This is a genomic window from Achromobacter denitrificans NBRC 15125, assembly GCF_001571365.1.
Lineage (GTDB): Bacteria > Pseudomonadota > Gammaproteobacteria > Burkholderiales > Burkholderiaceae_B > Achromobacter > Achromobacter denitrificans.
Genome location: NZ_BCTQ01000011.1, coordinates 106,459 through 121,642, shown reverse-complemented (window position 1 = coordinate 121,642; position 15,184 = coordinate 106,459). Strand labels below are relative to the sequence as shown.

Below are 15,184 nucleotides of genomic sequence, written 5' to 3'. Positions count from 1 at the left end.
CGCCGGCCGCTGCCGCGGGCCAGCGGGGCGAAGGGGAATTCCTGCACCAGGACGGGCCGCTTTGGAAGACGGCGGAAACGTACGCTGCGTCCTGCGTCTGGGCTGGTCCATGTGCTGTCCGACTGGGCGCCGTGCCGCGAGATCATCGATGCCGTGTTCCCGTCGCGCCGCGGCCTCTTGCCGTCGGTGCGCAGCCTGATCGATTTCCTGGTGGAGCGTTTCCGGCAGATATAGGAGGAGTAGACCGCGGCCGGCGTCAAGAAAAAGCGATCGCCGATGGACGAAACGCTGGGCTCTGCCGGTGGGCGGAAGTGCGCCGCCAGCGGCCGCACAAACAGGAACTATGGGGCTTGATAATCCTATAAATAGGACGCTGATAACCAAATTAGGAACTTACGCTGGTGTCGTTCTATTTTTAATATGAACGCAGCCAATCCGGCTCACTACGGCCCAGCGCCACCGGTTATCAATCAAGGAGAGTTCCATGTCCGCACCCGCCAACTTCAATGGCCAACGTCCCGTCATCGACCCCGCTGACGCCGTCATGCTGCTGGTCGATCATCAGAGCGGCCTGTTCCAGACCGTGGGCGACATGCCCATGCCCGAGCTGCGCGCCCGCGCCGCCGCGCTCGCGTCGATGGCCACGCTGGCCAAGATGCCCGTGATCACCACGGCGTCCGTGCCGCAAGGCCCGAACGGCCCGCTGATCCCGGAAATCCACGCCAACGCGCCGCACGCCAAGTACGTGGCGCGCAAGGGCGAGATCAACGCCTGGGACAACCCCGAATTCGTCGAGGCCGTGAAGGCGACCGGCCGCAAGACCCTCATCATCGCCGGCACGATCACCAGCGTGTGCATGGCGTTCCCCGCCATCAGCGCCGTGGCCGAGGGCTACAAGGTGTTCGCGGTGATCGACGCCTCGGGCACCTATAGCAAGATGGCGCAGGAAATCACGCTGGCGCGCGTGGTGCAGGCGGGCGTGGTGCCGATGGATACGGCGGCCGTGGCCTCCGAACTGCAAAAGACCTGGAACCGCGAGGACGCGCTGCAATGGGCCGAGGTCTATACCAAGGTGTTCCCGGCTTACCAGCTCTTGATCGAAAGCTATGGCAAAGCGCAGGAAGTGGTGAAGAATAACGAAGTGCTGGATTCGCAGCGCTAAATCCGGACACGCCGTCCGGGCGGCCGGCCCGGGCGGCATCTTCACCCAACAGGAACCCAATGAAAACCTGCATCCATCGATTCCTGCTCGCGGCCTTGCTGGCCGGCGGCGCCGCGCAAGCTACCGCCGCGGGCGTGGACTACCGCATCGACCCCGAACACACCGAGGTCGTGGTGACCTGGAGCCACCTGGGCTTCTCCACGCCATCGGCGCACGCGGGCGGCATCCAGGGCGTGATCCGCTACGACGCGGCCCAGCCTTCCGCCTCGTCCGTCAAGCTGGACGTGCCGCTGGCGAGCTTCACCTCGCACATCGCCAAGCTGGACGAAATGCTGCGCGGCCCGCAGTTCTTCGCCGCCGGCCAGTATCCGGCCATCGGCTTTGAGAGCACCTCCGTCGAGGACAAGGGCAATGGGCGGCTGCTGATTCACGGCAAGCTGCGCATCAAGGACCGTGAAAAGCCCGTGGTGCTGGAGGCCCGCCAGAACAAGGCCGGCGTGCACCCGATGGCGCAGCGGCCGGCGATCGGCTTCGACGCGTCCACGGTGCTCAAGCGCAGCGATTTCGGCGTGGAAGCCTACGCGCCCGACGTCAGCGACGAGGTCCAGCTGCGCATCACGGTGGAAGCCGTGGCCGACGCGGCGCGCTGAACGCCGCCGCAATTCAGACCGCGACGCACACCGCGGTTCAAGCTGCCACGCCGTAGCGTTCGGCGATGCGCAGCAGCAGCGCATCCAGTTCCTGGAGGATGGGCCGATGGTCGTCGACCCGGCGCACCAGGGCCGAAGGCATGGCGGGCAGGTCGATCTCCACGAACGCGATCTGGGGCGTGGCGTAGTAGCTGGCCGCCCGCTTGGTCAGCATCAGCAGGCCCTCGCGCGTGTTCACCGCCGCGATGCCTTCCCGGATCGTCCGCACCACGGGGCCGTCGCCGATGGGCCGGCCCTTGGGCGTATGCCGGGGAAAGTGATACTCCTGCCATTCCTCGTTCACCGAGCCCGGCACCATGCGGACCAGGCGCTCGTCTCCCAGCACTTCCGGATCCAGTAAAGTCGCCGCCGCGAAGGGGTGGTCGTGCGGCACGCAGAGCATGCGCTGGTCGCGCAGCACGATGGGGCCGTGGCAGAGCCCGTCCGCGCCCAGCGGCAAGCGGCAGAAGGCCACGTCGACCGTGCCGTCCGCCACGGCCGCATAGTGCGTCACGTAGGTCAGTTCCAGGAATTCCAGTTCCACGTTCGGGTGGGCCGCCTTGAATTCCGTGACCAGGGGGCGGTACAGCTCGTAGAAGCCGCCGCCCAGGAAGCCGATGCGCAGATGGCGCGGTTTGCCGGAGGCCTGGCGCTTGCAGTCGTCGATGGCGCTTTTGAGCATGATCACGGCGGGCCCCGCGCCACGCTTGAGGGTGACGCCCAGCGGGGTCAGCGCGACGCGCCGGCTGCTGCGCTCGAACAAGGGGCCGCCCAGGGTCCTCTCCAGCGCCTTGACCGCCTCCGATACCGACGACTGGCTCATGTGCAGCGCCTCCGCGGCGCGGCCGAAGTGCAGGGTGTCGGCCACCATCAGAAAACAATCGAACTGGCGCAGATCCATGGCGTGGGGGCTTTCCTGGCGTGGAGGGGGAGGGGTATATCAATCGGAATTAACGATTGATGAGCCGAATAATACCGCTTGTTCCCGTTCGGCGCGATCGGCAGAATTCGGCCTGCTGATGCTGAATCATCGCTCGATTTATAACGCCACGGAGACAGGAATGCAGGAATCCAGGCCGGAACGGCCGAAAGCAAAAGGATCGGCAGAGCCGATTGAATTCATGGTGGAAGGGGATTGCGTGCGCGGCACGCTCTACCTGCCCGAGTCCGCGACGGGCCCCGTGGGCGCGGTGGCGCTGGCGCATGGCTGGTCGATGGTGGCGGGCGGAGACCTGGAGGATTACGCCGCCGCCGTCGTCAACCAGGGGCTGGCGGCGCTGACCTTCGACTTCCGCAATCTCGGTCGCAGCGACGGCCAGCCGCGCCAGGAGATCGACCCGCAGCGGCAGATCCAGGATTTCCGCTCGGCCATTTCGTATCTGCGCCGGCGCCCCGAGGTGGACCGGGAGCGCATCGGCATCTGGGGCAGCAGCTATAGCGGCGGGCACGCGCTGACCGTGGCCGCCATCGACAAGCGCGTCAAATGCGTGGTGAGCCAGGTGCCCACCACCAGCGGTTTCCTGGCGGCCCAGCGGCGCGTGCGCTACGACAAGGCGCAGGCGCTGCAGGCCGCGTTCGAGGCCGACCGCGAAGCCCGCGACGCCGGCCAGCCGCCCGGCACGCTGCGCATGGTCGATGCGGATTCCGAGGCGCCGGTGGCCTATCCCGGCCGCGACTCGTACGAGTACATGACCGGGGAGGCGCGGCGCTGTCCGGCCTGGGTGAACGAGGTCACCTTGCGTTCGCTGGAACTGGCCCGCGCCTACGAGCCGGCCGCCTACATCCGCCGCATCGCGCCCACGCCGCTGCTGATGATCGTGGCCACCGGCGACGGCCTCACGCCGGCCGACCTGCAGCAGGAAGCCTTCAACGCGGCCTACCAGCCCAAGCAGCTCCTGCTGCTGCCCGGCGGCCATTACTCGGTCTACACCGAACACTTCGACCGCACCAGCCGCGAAGCCGCGGACTGGTTCGCGCGCCATCTGCGCTGATCCCCCAAGGACGACAACAATGACGACGATAACAATGGAGACACAAGACCGCCGGCGCCGCCTGGCCTCGCTGCGCGCCGCGGCCGTGGGCAATGCCCTCGAATGGTTCGACTGGACGCTGTACGGCACGTTCTCGGCCTATCTGGCCATGAACCTGTTCGACCCGTCGGACCCGACCTCGGCGCTGCTGGCCACACTGGGGGTGTTCGCCGGCGGCTTTCTCGCCCGCCCGGTGGGCGGCTGGCTGTTCGGCCGCATCGGCGACCGCTACGGCCGCAAGTTCACGCTGGTGCTCACGATGTGCCTGCTGGCGTCGACCAGCCTGGGCATCGCCGTGCTGCCCACCTACGAGCAGGCCGGCGTGCTCGCCTCGGTCCTGCTGTTCGCCTGCCGCCTGATGCAAGGCCTGGCCCACGGCGGCGAGTCCGGCGTGGCCTACACCTACGTGGCCGAAATCGCGCCCGCGTCCCGGCGCGGCTTCTGGTCCAGTTCCGTGTTCGTGAGCGTGACGCTCGGCGTCATGGCCGCCACGGGGCTGGCCGCGCTGCTGACGTCCTGGCTGGGCAAGGCGGCGATGGAGGAATGGGGCTGGCGCGTGGGCTTCGCGATCGGCGCGCTGCTGGGCGTGTACGCGCTGTTCCTGCGGCGCAGCGCGAGCGAGAGCGACGTGTTCGAGCACCAGGCCGAGCAGGGCGGCGGCCTGAAGATCACCAAGCGCCAGGCCTGGCTGATCGCGCGCAACATCGTCATGATCGCCGCCGCGTCCAACGCCACGTACTACACCTGGGTCACGTTCGCGCCGGCCACGGCGATCGCCACCAAGGGCATGGATCCGTCCGGCGCCTATACCGCCAGCCTGATCGCCCAACTGATCTGCCTGCTGTGGCTGCCGGTGTGCGGCTGGCTGGCCGACCGCTACGGTCGCAAGCCCATGGTGATGGCCTTCGGGCTGGGGGTGGCGCTGGCGGTCTTCCCCGTGTCCCACCTCGTCACGGACCAGCCCTGGACGCTGTTCGTGGCCCAGCTGATCGGACTGCTGGTCTGGGCGCTGCTGGCCGCGATCTTCCCGGCCGTGGTGGCCGAGCAGGTGCCGACCGGCGCGCGCGCCATGGGCGTGGGCTTCATTTCCTCGCTTTCGGTCGCCATCTTCGGCGGCACCGCGCCCTACATCAATACCTGGCTGGGCGCGCACGGGCTGGATTGGGTCTACACCGCCTACGTGGGCGCGCTGGGCCTGATGGCGTTCGTCGGCGGTTTCCTCATCAAGGAAACGGCGGGCATGAACCTGAACGATATCGGCCTGCCCGGGCAGCCGCGGCAAGACCTCGCCGCCAAGCGCCCGGCGTTCAACTGATTTCCAACTTTCCATCTTTCTTTACATCGACTTATGAGCAACATGAACTATCCGGATCTGGCAGGCAAAGTCGCAGTGGTCACGGGCGCCGGCGGCGGAATCGGGCGCGCCGTGGTCGCGGCGCTGCGCAAGCAGGGCGTGACCGTGGTCGCCACCGACCGCGATCTGGCGGCGCTGTCCGACGTGGACGCCGACCGCCGGGAACTCGACGTCACGCAGCCGCAGGCCCTGCATGCGCTGGCGCAGGCGGTCTCGGCGGAGCACGGCGCGCTGGACATCTGGGTGAACAACGCCGGCTTCATGGAACGCATGCCCGCGCTGGAGCTGGACGAGGCCGGCTGGCAGCGCACCCTGGACATCAATCTCAAGGGCACGTTCTTCGGCGCCCAGGCGGCCGCGAAGCAGATGATCCCGCAGGGCGGCGGCGCCATCATCAACCTGTCCAGCTATGCGGGCGTGAAGCCGCGTCCGAACTGCGCGGACTATGCCTCGGCCAAGGCGGGCGTGGCGCACCTGACCCAGTGTCTGGCGCTGGAGTGGAGCCCGAAGGGCCTGCGCGTCAATGCGATCGCGCCGGGGTTCATCGAAACGCCGATGAGCAGCTGGATGCACGCGGACGCGGCCACCTACGCCGAATACATCGAACGCCTGCCTGCGCGGCGGCTGGGGCAGCCGGCGGAGATCGCCGACGCGGCGCTGTACCTGGCCTCGCAGGCTTCCGCCTACGTCACCGGCCACGTGCTGCTGGTCGACGGCGGCGTATCCCGGACTTGAGGAGCAACGCCATGGAATCCACTTACTGGAGCGGCAAGGCCGCCGTGGTGACGGGCGCGGCGCGCGGGCAGGGCGCCGCGGAAACGCTGCGCCTGCTGCGGGCGGGCGCGGTCGTCCATGCGCTGGACGTGCTGCCGGAAGGCGACGCGGTTTGGGCCGAACTGCGCGCCTCGGCGGGCGCGGACGCGCAACGGCTCAGGATCCGGGTGGCGGATGTGACGAGCGAGGCCGGCTGGGTCGCGCTGGCCGAGGAAATCCGGCTGGCGGGTGTTCCGCTCTACGGCCTGGTCAACAACGCCGGCGTCACCTTGCGCAAGACCGTGACCGAAACCACGCCGGGCGAATGGCGCCGGCTGCTGGAGATCAACCTGGAGGGTCCTTTCCTGGCGATCCGCGCGCTCGCGGGCCTGATGCCGGCCGGCGCTTCCATCGTCAACACCTCGTCCACGGCGGGGCTGACGGGTTACTTCAGCGCGGCCTATACCGCCAGCAAATGGGGGTTGCGCGGGCTGACGCGAGCCGCCGCGCTGGAACTGGCCGGGCAGGGCGTGCGCGTGAACACGGTTTGCCCCGGCCTGGTGGAAACGCCGATGATCATGCAGCCCAACGCCGTGCACGACGCGGGCCGGGCGCGCCTGTTCTATGAAGGCAATCGCGATGCGACGCCGCTGTCGCGGGCCGCGGAGGCGGACGAGATTGCCGGGGCGGTCATGTTCCTGCTGGGGCCCGACGCCTCCTTCATCACCGGTTCGGACCTGCCCGTCGATGGCGGCATGACCGGGGGCGGCGTGTACTGGCGTATCGGGAAAGCCACCGGCAATCTGTAGACGCGGCATGCCGTGGCCGGCGCGCGACCGGCCACGGCTCTTTGCCTTACTGGCCGCCGCCGTAGATATTGCCGGCGATGCCGCCGGCCGCGGCGCCGATGGCCGCGCCCGTCCAGCCGCTGCCGCCGGCGATCGCGGCGATGCCCGCGCCCGCCGCCGCGCCGATGGCGGCGCCGGAGAGGGTGCCCTGCTGCTTGGAGCTCATGTTCGTGCAGCCGGCCAGCGATACCATCGCAAAGCCTATGAGAATCGATCGGATCATTTTCATGGCGGACTCCTAGGGCGCGCGCTTCGTGCCGGGCACGACGATTTCGAACCAGAGGGTTTCAACCACCGGCCGATCCATCTTCGCGGGGTTCGCCGCGTACCAGTTGTCCAGGCTTTCGCGCACCGAATCCAGCGTCTGCGCCTGGAGGCCTCGGGCAAACCGGGGGATCAGGCTCTGGGCATCGGTGGGCGCATGGCGCCGCTGGTACGCCTGTTCCACTTGAAGAAGATTGGCCATCCCGAGGAGGTAGGCTTTCTTCAGATTCGCATCGGACTCCGACCATTGCTTGCCGGTGATGATGGGAGCCCCCTCGGGCGGCGCCGCGTTGCCGGGGGCGGCAACCAGCAACGAGAGGGCAAGAGCTGCCGGACCGAACAGGTGTTTCACTTTCATCGCATCGCTCCTCTGGGGAACAAAGACAGAAAAACAACGTCCTGACGCCTTGCACGCGGCTCGCTCGGCGGGGCAAGCGATATGCGGTACCGATTAATTTAGGCCCGAAAACAGGCTCGCGCAAGAGGCGGGAAACCATCGCCGGGGCAAATCCGCGAGACTTCCGCGAAGCCTTCGCAAGCCGCTATCCGGCTTGGGCGGGATTGGTGTAGAGTTTCATTAAACAAAACATAGTTTATTTAATGAAACGAAAACCATGAACCAGATACCCCCGATCCCCGAAACTACCTTGGCGCTCCATCTGTCGCGCCGGCGCGGGCAGCCTATCGCGACCGCCACGCGCGAGCGGCTGGCCCAGGCCATGCTGGACTGGTTCACCGCCGGATGGTCGGCCAGCGCAACCGCCGCGGCGGACCGCTATCGCCGCGTGGCGCAGGACTGCCATCCCGGGCCGGGGCCGGCGCCGGTGTTCGGCGGCGCGTCGATGCATTCCAACGGCGCCGCCTTGGCGAACGCCGGCATCGCCCACATCCGCGAAATCGACGACGCGCACCGCGCGGCCATGCTGCATCCCGGCGTGGTGTCCATCACCCCGGCGCTGGCGCTGGCCGCCGGCGGCGGCCTGACCCGCCGCCAAGTGGCCGACGCGGTCATCGCCGGCTACGAGGCGTCCTTGCGGATAGGGGAAGCGCTGGGGGCGGGACATGCCGCGGGCTTCCACGCCACGGCGACCGCGGGCGCCATCGGCGCGGCCGCCGCCGCCGGCGTGGCGCTGGGCCTGGAAGGGGAACGGCTGCACCATGCGCAGGGCATCGCGGCCACGCAGGCGGCCGGCCTGTGGCAGATGGCGGACGACGGCGCGCACGAGTCGAAATCGCTGCATCCGGCCTTCGCGGTGCGCAACGGGCTGGCCGCGGCCTATGCGGCCCGCGCGGGCCTGCCGGGCGCGCTGCGCTACGTCACGGGCGCGCGCGGGCTGTACCGGCTGCTGGGCGGCGACGGGCCGCTGGAGGCGCTGGACGGCGGGCTGGATGCGCCGGAGCGCCTGAACACGGCCACCATCAAGGCCTGGCCTTGCTGCGCGCAGCTCTTCACGCCGCTGGACGCGATCCGGGACCTGCTGGATGCCCATGGCACCACGCCCGGCGAGATCGAGGCGGTGGACATCGAGATCTACACCCATGCGCTGAAGATCGCCGGCGTGGACTGGCCCGCCCGGCCCGCGGAAACCTGCTTCAGCCTGCGCTATGTGGCCGCCAGGTTGCTGCTTGCCGGCAAGCTGGGGATCGAGGACATGGAAGCGCCGGACCTCGGAGCGGCGGACCTGCTGGCGATGGCGGGCCGGATTACGGTGCGGACCAGCGACGCGTTCCAGCGCGAATTTCCCCAACTGCGTCCCAGCCGCGTCACGCTGACGCTCAAGAACGGCCGCAAGCTCGACACGCTGAGAAAGCTGCGCCGCGGCGACCCGGAGGATCCCTACACCTGGACGGCGCTGCAAGCGCGCATGCGCGCCTTCGCGCCCGCCATGGACGATGCCGCGGCCCGGGCCATCGCGGCCTGGTGCGAAGGCTTCGCGGACGCGGGGCGCGACGGCGAGGTCTGCGCGCCGCCGCCGGCGCTGTTCGGCGGCCCGGCGCGGTAGGCGGGGGAAGCCGGTAGCGGGCCGGCCGCGCTTGGGCGACCGGCCTTCAGGCAGCCGCTATCAGCTTGCGGCTTTCGGCGTCCAGGCCGCGGGCGGCGCCGTGCGGAACCCCTGCTGGGCCAGTTCGTGGCGGGCGATGTCGACCGCCTTGCGCTGCGCGGCCTCGTTGTGGCGCGAGGCCAGCCCCAGCACCACCAGCGCGCCGACGAAGGTGTCGTCGCCGTCGAAGACCGGCACGGCCACGGAGGCCATCTCGGCCACGCGTTCGGAGCGGGTCATGGCATAGCCCTTCTCGTGGATGTCGCCCGCCAGCGGCGTGGCGCCGCCGGTGAAGGCGCGCAGCACGTGCGCCGACGAACCGCCGTCCTTCAGGCTGATGCGCTTGCCCACTTCCACGTGGTGACGCACTTCCTTGGACGTGTTCTCGCGATACAGGCAGATGCGGTCGTCGCCGCTGCGCACGTACAGCGCCACGGTTTCTCCGGTCTGCTCCATGACGTTGCGCAGCACCGGCTGCAGGCGCGAACCGAGGTCGAAGGTGTCGCGGTACAGCATGCCCATGTGCAGCAGCGCCGGTCCCAGCGCGTAGGTGCTGCTGTCGTAGCGATGGATCATCCGCGCCTTGATGAAGACGCCCAGCAGGCGCAGCAGGGTGGCTTTGTCCAGGCCGGTGCGGTCGGCCAGGTCGCGCAGCGACAGGCGCAGGCTGTCTTCGCCGAAACACTCCAGGATGGAGATGCCGCGTTCGAGCACGCCGGCGGGCGGCTTAGGGGAATTCTCGCTTGACACGGTTTCCTATGCTTCCTTATAGTTTCGATCAATAAAACACATTTTAATCAATGAAATGAAAAACGGCTACCGGACCAGGGACCGCCGCGTTCATTCACCAGGAGACAGCGTTGCAGGGCCCGGGTTTGCGCCCGGGCTTGCGATCCACCGCATTATGCCCAATCAGATCGATGCATTTCTGGCGGCGCTGGCCGCCATCGTGGGCGGGGACCACGTCCTGACCGGGCCGGCCGACACCGCCCGGTACGCGGCCGACTGGCGCCGCAACTTCCCCGGCGCGGCGCGGGCGGTGGCGCGCCCCGCCAATACCGGCCAGGTGTCGCAGGTGGTGGCGCTGTGCGCCAGCCACGGCGTGGCGGTGGTGCCGCAGGGCGGGAATACCGGCCTGGTCGGCGGGTCCACGCCCGATGCCTCGGGCCGCGAACTGGTGCTCAGCCTGGACCGCATGACGGCGGTGCGGCGCGTGGACCCGCTGGACAACAGCATCACGCTGGAAGCCGGCTGCACGGTGCTCGCGGCGCAGCAGGCGGCGGCCGACGCGGGCCGGCTGTTCGCGCTGTCGCTGGCCTCGGAAGGCAGCGCGACGGTGGGCGGCGTGGTGTCCACCAATGCCGGGGGCGAGCAGGTGCTGCGCTACGGGAACACGCGCGACCTGACGCTCGGGCTGGAAGTGGTGCTGGCCGACGGCCGCGTGCTGGACCTGCTGGGCACGCTGCGCAAGGACAATACCGGCTATGACCTGAAGCAGCTGTTCATCGGCGGGGAAGGGACGCTGGGCGTGGTGACCGCCGCCTCGTTCAAGCTGTACGCGCGCCCGGCCAAGGTGGTGACCGCCTGGGTCGCCGTGCCCACCGCGCAAGCGGCGGTGGACCTGCTGGGGCGCCTGACCGGGGCCGTGGGCGAGCGCGTCACGGCCTTCGAACTCATCGGCCGCCAGACGCTGGCCCAGGTGCTGGCGCATCCGCTGGACGGCATGCGCAATCCGCTCGCCATCGACACGCCATGGTCGGTGCTGTTCGACGTGTCCGAAACCTCGGCGCACCTGGATCCGGAGCCGGCGGTGCACGCGGTGCTCGAAGCCGCCATGGAGGCGGGCGCCGTGACCGACGCGGTGATCGCCGCTTCCGGCCGCCAGGCGCACGAGCTGTGGGCGCTGCGCGAGCACGTGCCGGAGGCCCAGCGGCTGGACGGCCCGTCCATCAAGCACGACATCTCGGTCGCGGTATCGCGCATCCCCGAATTCATCGCCGCCGCCGGCGCGGAACTGGAGACCCTGATGCCCGGCATCCGGATCGTGTGCTTCGGGCACGTGGGCGACGGCAACCTTCATTACAACCAGAGCAAGCCCGCCGGCATGGACGACGCCGCGTTCCGGGCGCGCGAGGACGCGGTGCATGAAGTGGTGCACGGCGTGGCCGCCCGCCTGGGCGGATCGATTTCCGCCGAGCACGGCATCGGCCGGCTCAAGCAGCAAGCCTTCCTGCAGTTCAAACCCGCCGTTTCCGTGGACCTCATGCAGCGCATCAAGCATGCGCTGGATCCGCGCGGCACCTTCAACCCGGGCCGCCTGTTGCCGCGTCCCGCCCACCAGCCTTCCTAATCATCCAGGATCCCGCGTCATGTCCGTTTCCGTTTTCGATATGCAATCGCTCCAGCACCTCTGGAGCACCGATGAAGTGCGCGCCATCTTCTCCGAGGAGAACCGCATCCAGAAGTGGCTGGATTTCGAGGCGGCCCTGGCCGAGGCCCAGGCCGAGCTCGGCATCATCCCGGCCGAGGCCGCCCGCGAGATCCGCGCCCAGGCCAAGGCCGACAACATCGACATCGCCCAGATGTCGGCCGAGATCCGCCGCATCAAGCACTCCCTGGTGCCGGCGCTCAAGCAGTTGCAGGCGCGCTGCGGCGGCGACCACGGCGAGTGGCTGCATTACGGCGCCACCACCCAGGACGTGGTCGACACCGGGGTCGCGCTGCAACTCAAGGAAGTGCATGCCGTGATCATGCGCGACGTGACGGCCGTGGGCCAGGAGCTGGCGCGGCTGGCCCGGGCCCATCGGGACACGCCCATGGCGGGCCGCACCCATGGCGTGCAGGCCTTGCCCATTACCTTCGGCCACAAGTGCGCCGTGTGGCTGGACGAGCTGTCGCGCCATCACGACCGGCTGCGGGAATGCGAGCCGCGCGTGCTGGTCGGCATGGTGGTGGGCGCGGTCGGCAGCCAGGCTTCGCTGGGCGAGCAGGCGGCGGAGGTCGAGCGCCGCACGCTGGCCAAGCTGGGCCTGGGGGCGCCGGACATCAGCTGGGCGCCGGCGCGCGACCGCTATACGGAATACGCGCTGCTCCTGGCGATGCTGGGCGCCACCTTGTCGAAGATCGGCAACGAGCTTTTCAATATGCAGCGCAACGAATTCGCGGAAGTGGAAGAAGCCTTCTCCGCCGGCAAGCTGGGCTCGTCGACGATGCCGCACAAGCGCAACCCGACCTCGGCCGAGAACCTGGCGGGCCTGTGCCGGCCGCTGCGCGCCAGCGCGGCCTTGATGCTCGAAGGCATGGTGCAGGAAGGGGAGCGCGACGGCATCGCCTGGAAGATCGAATGGAAGGCGCTGCCCGAATGCTGCCTGATCGCCGGCGCCATGCTGTTCCAGGCCAAGAACCTGCTGGCCGGCCTGCGGGTGGACGCGGAGGCCATGGCGCTGAACCTGGACCGCATGCGCGGCTACCTGCTGTCCGAACACGTGATGCTGGAATTGTCGGAGCGCGTGGGCAAGCAGACCGCGCATGAATGGATCTATGAAGCGTCCATGCACGGCATCACCAACAAGCTCGATTTCGCCCACGCGCTGCGCCAGCACCAGGAGCTGGCCAGCCTGCTGGGTGAAGAGGAGATCCAGCGCCTGACCGATCCGGCGGGCTATCTGGGACAGTGCGCCGCCTCGGTGGACCGGGTGGTGGATACGCATCAAGCCGCCTGGCTGGGCGCCTGAGGCGGCCGCGGGCATACGAAAAACGACAGGAGACAAACACCATGCGAATTTCTTCCTCGAACCCGCCGGGCAGGCGCCGCGTGCTGCGCTCGGCGGTAGCCCTGGCGCTGGCCGCGGGCGCGCTGGCCGGCGCCGGCGCCAACGCCGCCTATCCCGAGCGCCCCATCACGCTGGTCGTGGGTTTCCCGCCGGGCGGCGGGGGCGACCTGTACGGGCGGCTGATCGCGACGGCCATGGGCAAGACCATCGGCCAGACCGTCATCGTCGAGAACCGGCCGGGGGCGGGCGGCAACATCGCCGCCAGCCAGGTGGCCAAGGCCGCGCCCGACGGCTACACCGTGCTGCTCGCCATGAGCGGCAACCTGGCGGTGTCGCCGGCGCTCAAGCCCCAGACCCTGCCGTACAAGGTGCCTGACGATTTCGCGCCGGTGGGCCTGATCCTGGAAGCGCCGCATGGGCTTTTCGTGGCGACGCAATCACGCTTCAAGACCGCGCAGGAAGTGATCAAGGCGTCGCGCGAGAAGGAACTGACCTTCGCGTCCACCGGCACCGGCGCCGCCGCCCACATCGGCATGGAAACCATCAAGGAACTGGGGCACCTGAAGCTGCTGCACGTGCCCTACAAGGGGTCCGGTCCGGCCATCACGGACATGATAGGCGGACAGGTGGACATGTTCTTCGCCACGGCCTCGCCGCTGGTGCCGCAGGTGCAGCAGGGCCAGCTGCGCGTGCTCGCGCTGACCGGCGGCCAGCGCAGCCCGGTGCTGCCCGACGTGCCCACCTTCAAGGAGCTGGGCATCGACATGACCATGACGCAGTGGTACGGCCTGGCCGCGCCGGCCGGCACGCCGCCGGACGTGCTCAAGGTGCTGTCCGACAACCTGTCGCGCGCGCTGAAGGATCCCACCGTGCAGAACACCATCCGCAAGGACGCGGCGATGGAGCGCGACCTGCCCCTGGACCAGTTCCGGCAGTACATTGTCGAGGACATCGCCAACTACCGCAAAGCCGCCACGCCCGACCTGCTCAAGCAGATCGGCCAATAGCAGGCCCCTCATTTTTCCCTACATTCCCGGAGATTCATCCATGCTGCAGAACTGGACCGAGACCCTCGCCAACAACCGCAAGGCGGGCGAGCAACTGGGCAAGCACAACCCCCAATTGCTGACGGCGTTTCGCGCGCTGAACCAGGCGCAGGGCGCCACCGGCACCCTGGACGCCAAGACGCGCGAGCTGATCGCGCTGGCGGTCGCCGTCACCACGCGCTGCGACGGCTGCATCGCGGCGCATGCCGACGCGGCCCGCAAGGCCGGCGTGACCGAAGCCGAGCTGAGCGAGGCGCTGGCCACCGCCATCGCGCTGAATGCGGGCGCGGCCTACGTCTATTCGCTGCGCGCGATGGACGCGCTGTCGGCCGGCCAGGCCTGAAGGGAGCGGCGGCATGTACACCACCCTGATCGACGCGCAGACCCTGGCCCGCGCGCTGGCCGGCCCGGGAAGCGAGGGCATCCTGGTCCTGGATTGCGGTTTCGACCTTACCGATCCCGGCGCCGGGCGCCGCCAGTACGAAGCCGGCCATCTCCCCGGCGCGGCCTACGTGCACCTGGACGACACGTTGAGCGGAGCCAAGACCGGCGCCAACGGACGCCACCCGCTGCCGGACCGTGAGGCCCTGGCCGCCGCGCTGGCGGCGCTGGGCGCCGATGCGGACACGCAAATCGTCGCCTACGACAACGCCGGCGGCATGTATGCCGCGCGCTTGTGGTGGCTGCTGCGCTGGATCGGCCACGACGCCGTGGCCGTGCTGGACGGCGGCATCGGCGCGTGGAAGGCCGCCGGCCAGCCGCTGTCGACGCAACCGCCCGCGGCCCGTGCGCCGGGCGGGCTGTCGGCGCGCGCAGGCCGCCCGCGCACGCTGAGCTACGCGCAGATGCGCGAGGCGCTGGCGACCGGCGACCGCGTGGTGCTGGACGCCCGCGCGCCCGACCGCTATCGCGGCGAGAACGAAACGCTGGACAAAGTGGGCGGCCATATCCCCGGCGCCCGCAACCGGTTCTTCCGCGACAATCTCGATGCCGAGGGGCGCTTCCTGCCGCCCGACGCCTTGCGCCAGGCTTTCCTGGACCGCATGGGCGGCCGATCGCCCGAGGCCGTGGTGAACCAGTGCGGCTCCGGCGTCACCGCGTGCCACAATCTGCTCGCCATGGAAATCGCCGGCCTGACCGGCGCGGCCCTGTACCCCGGCTCGTGGAGCGAATGGAGCGCCCAGCCGGACGCGCCCGTCGCCACCGGCCCCGACGCCTAGAAA

16 protein-coding genes and 1 pseudogene are annotated in these 15,184 nt (G+C 69.1%); 13 read left to right on the top strand and 4 right to left on the bottom strand.

Going from position 1 to position 15,184, the window contains the following annotated elements; all coding sequences use genetic code 11:
* Positions 1–102: 102 nt before the first annotated feature.
* From ADE01S_RS31560 to ADE01S_RS11835, 3 genes and pseudogenes are all read left to right on the top strand, one after another.
* Positions 103–234: pseudogene (locus ADE01S_RS31560) on the top strand (LysR family transcriptional regulator); the annotation flags it as partial.
* A 250-nt stretch (positions 235–484) separates the two neighbouring features.
* Positions 485–1,162, top strand: coding sequence for an isochorismatase family protein (locus ADE01S_RS11840; RefSeq protein WP_062681891.1), 678 nt, complete (start codon positions 485–487; stop codon positions 1,160–1,162).
* A gap of 59 nt (positions 1,163–1,221) precedes the next feature.
* Complete coding sequence (locus ADE01S_RS11835) at positions 1,222–1,812, top strand: YceI family protein (protein WP_062681890.1); 591 nt, start codon at positions 1,222–1,224, stop codon at positions 1,810–1,812.
* A 37-nt stretch (positions 1,813–1,849) separates the two neighbouring features.
* On the opposite strand, the gene ADE01S_RS11830 is transcribed toward ADE01S_RS11835, so the two are convergent.
* Entirely contained in the window at positions 1,850–2,752 is a 903-nt protein-coding gene (locus tag ADE01S_RS11830) for a LysR family transcriptional regulator (RefSeq protein WP_062681889.1), read from the bottom strand.
* Between the two features lie 220 nt (positions 2,753–2,972).
* On the opposite strand from ADE01S_RS11830, the gene ADE01S_RS11825 reads away from it, so the two are divergent.
* The 4 genes from ADE01S_RS11825 to ADE01S_RS11810 are packed head-to-tail and all read left to right on the top strand — an operon-like array spanning position 2,973 to position 6,797.
* Positions 2,973–3,842: an alpha/beta hydrolase gene (locus ADE01S_RS11825; protein WP_338025361.1), complete on the top strand. Its 870-nt coding sequence runs from the start codon at positions 2,973–2,975 to the stop codon at positions 3,840–3,842.
* 19 nt (positions 3,843–3,861) lie between these two features.
* Positions 3,862–5,196, top strand: coding sequence for an MFS transporter (locus tag ADE01S_RS11820; protein WP_062681887.1), 1,335 nt, complete (start codon positions 3,862–3,864; stop codon positions 5,194–5,196).
* A 42-nt stretch (positions 5,197–5,238) separates the two neighbouring features.
* A complete protein-coding gene (locus tag ADE01S_RS11815) occupies positions 5,239–5,970 on the top strand; it encodes an SDR family NAD(P)-dependent oxidoreductase (protein ID WP_062681932.1) in 732 nt (243 codons plus the stop codon).
* An 11-nt stretch (positions 5,971–5,981) separates the two neighbouring features.
* The gene (locus ADE01S_RS11810; RefSeq protein WP_062681886.1) at positions 5,982–6,797 is read left to right on the top strand and encodes an SDR family NAD(P)-dependent oxidoreductase; all 816 of its coding nucleotides are present in this window, start codon (positions 5,982–5,984) and stop codon (positions 6,795–6,797) included.
* A 46-nt stretch (positions 6,798–6,843) separates the two neighbouring features.
* Here the strand turns inward: ADE01S_RS11810 and ADE01S_RS11805 are convergent, their stop codons facing one another.
* Both ADE01S_RS11805 and ADE01S_RS11800 read right to left on the bottom strand, forming a co-directional pair.
* Entirely contained in the window at positions 6,844–7,065 is a 222-nt protein-coding gene (locus tag ADE01S_RS11805; protein ID WP_062681885.1) for a YMGG-like glycine zipper-containing protein, read from the bottom strand.
* A 9-nt stretch (positions 7,066–7,074) separates the two neighbouring features.
* Entirely contained in the window at positions 7,075–7,458 is a 384-nt protein-coding gene (locus ADE01S_RS11800) for a hypothetical protein (RefSeq protein WP_062681884.1), read from the bottom strand.
* 256 nt (positions 7,459–7,714) lie between these two features.
* Between ADE01S_RS11800 and ADE01S_RS11795 the strand changes: the two genes are divergently transcribed.
* The gene (locus ADE01S_RS11795) at positions 7,715–9,103 is read left to right on the top strand and encodes an MmgE/PrpD family protein (protein ID WP_062681883.1); all 1,389 of its coding nucleotides are present in this window, start codon (positions 7,715–7,717) and stop codon (positions 9,101–9,103) included.
* Between the two features lie 60 nt (positions 9,104–9,163).
* On the opposite strand, the gene ADE01S_RS11790 is transcribed toward ADE01S_RS11795, so the two are convergent.
* Positions 9,164–9,892 (bottom strand): IclR family transcriptional regulator, encoded by a 729-nt coding sequence (locus ADE01S_RS11790; protein ID WP_232482000.1) that lies wholly within the window; start codon positions 9,890–9,892, stop codon positions 9,164–9,166.
* 154 nt (positions 9,893–10,046) lie between these two features.
* On the opposite strand from ADE01S_RS11790, the gene ADE01S_RS11785 reads away from it, so the two are divergent.
* Genes ADE01S_RS11785 through ADE01S_RS11765 form a run of 5 tightly spaced genes read left to right on the top strand, consistent with a single transcriptional unit; the run spans position 10,047 to position 15,181 of the window.
* On the top strand, positions 10,047–11,492 hold the full coding sequence (locus ADE01S_RS11785; RefSeq protein ID WP_062681881.1) for an FAD-binding oxidoreductase: 1,446 nt from the start codon (positions 10,047–10,049) through the stop codon (positions 11,490–11,492).
* A gap of 19 nt (positions 11,493–11,511) precedes the next feature.
* Positions 11,512–12,876: an adenylosuccinate lyase gene (gene purB, locus ADE01S_RS11780; protein WP_062681880.1), complete on the top strand. Its 1,365-nt coding sequence runs from the start codon at positions 11,512–11,514 to the stop codon at positions 12,874–12,876.
* Between the two features lie 41 nt (positions 12,877–12,917).
* A complete protein-coding gene (locus ADE01S_RS11775) occupies positions 12,918–13,922 on the top strand; it encodes a Bug family tripartite tricarboxylate transporter substrate binding protein (protein ID WP_062681879.1) in 1,005 nt (334 codons plus the stop codon).
* Positions 13,923–13,962: 40 nt separating this feature from the next.
* Positions 13,963–14,304, top strand: coding sequence for a carboxymuconolactone decarboxylase family protein (locus ADE01S_RS11770; RefSeq protein WP_062681878.1), 342 nt, complete (start codon positions 13,963–13,965; stop codon positions 14,302–14,304).
* A 13-nt stretch (positions 14,305–14,317) separates the two neighbouring features.
* Positions 14,318–15,181, top strand: coding sequence for a sulfurtransferase (locus ADE01S_RS11765; RefSeq protein ID WP_062681877.1), 864 nt, complete (start codon positions 14,318–14,320; stop codon positions 15,179–15,181).
* Positions 15,182–15,184: the final 3 nt, after the last annotated feature.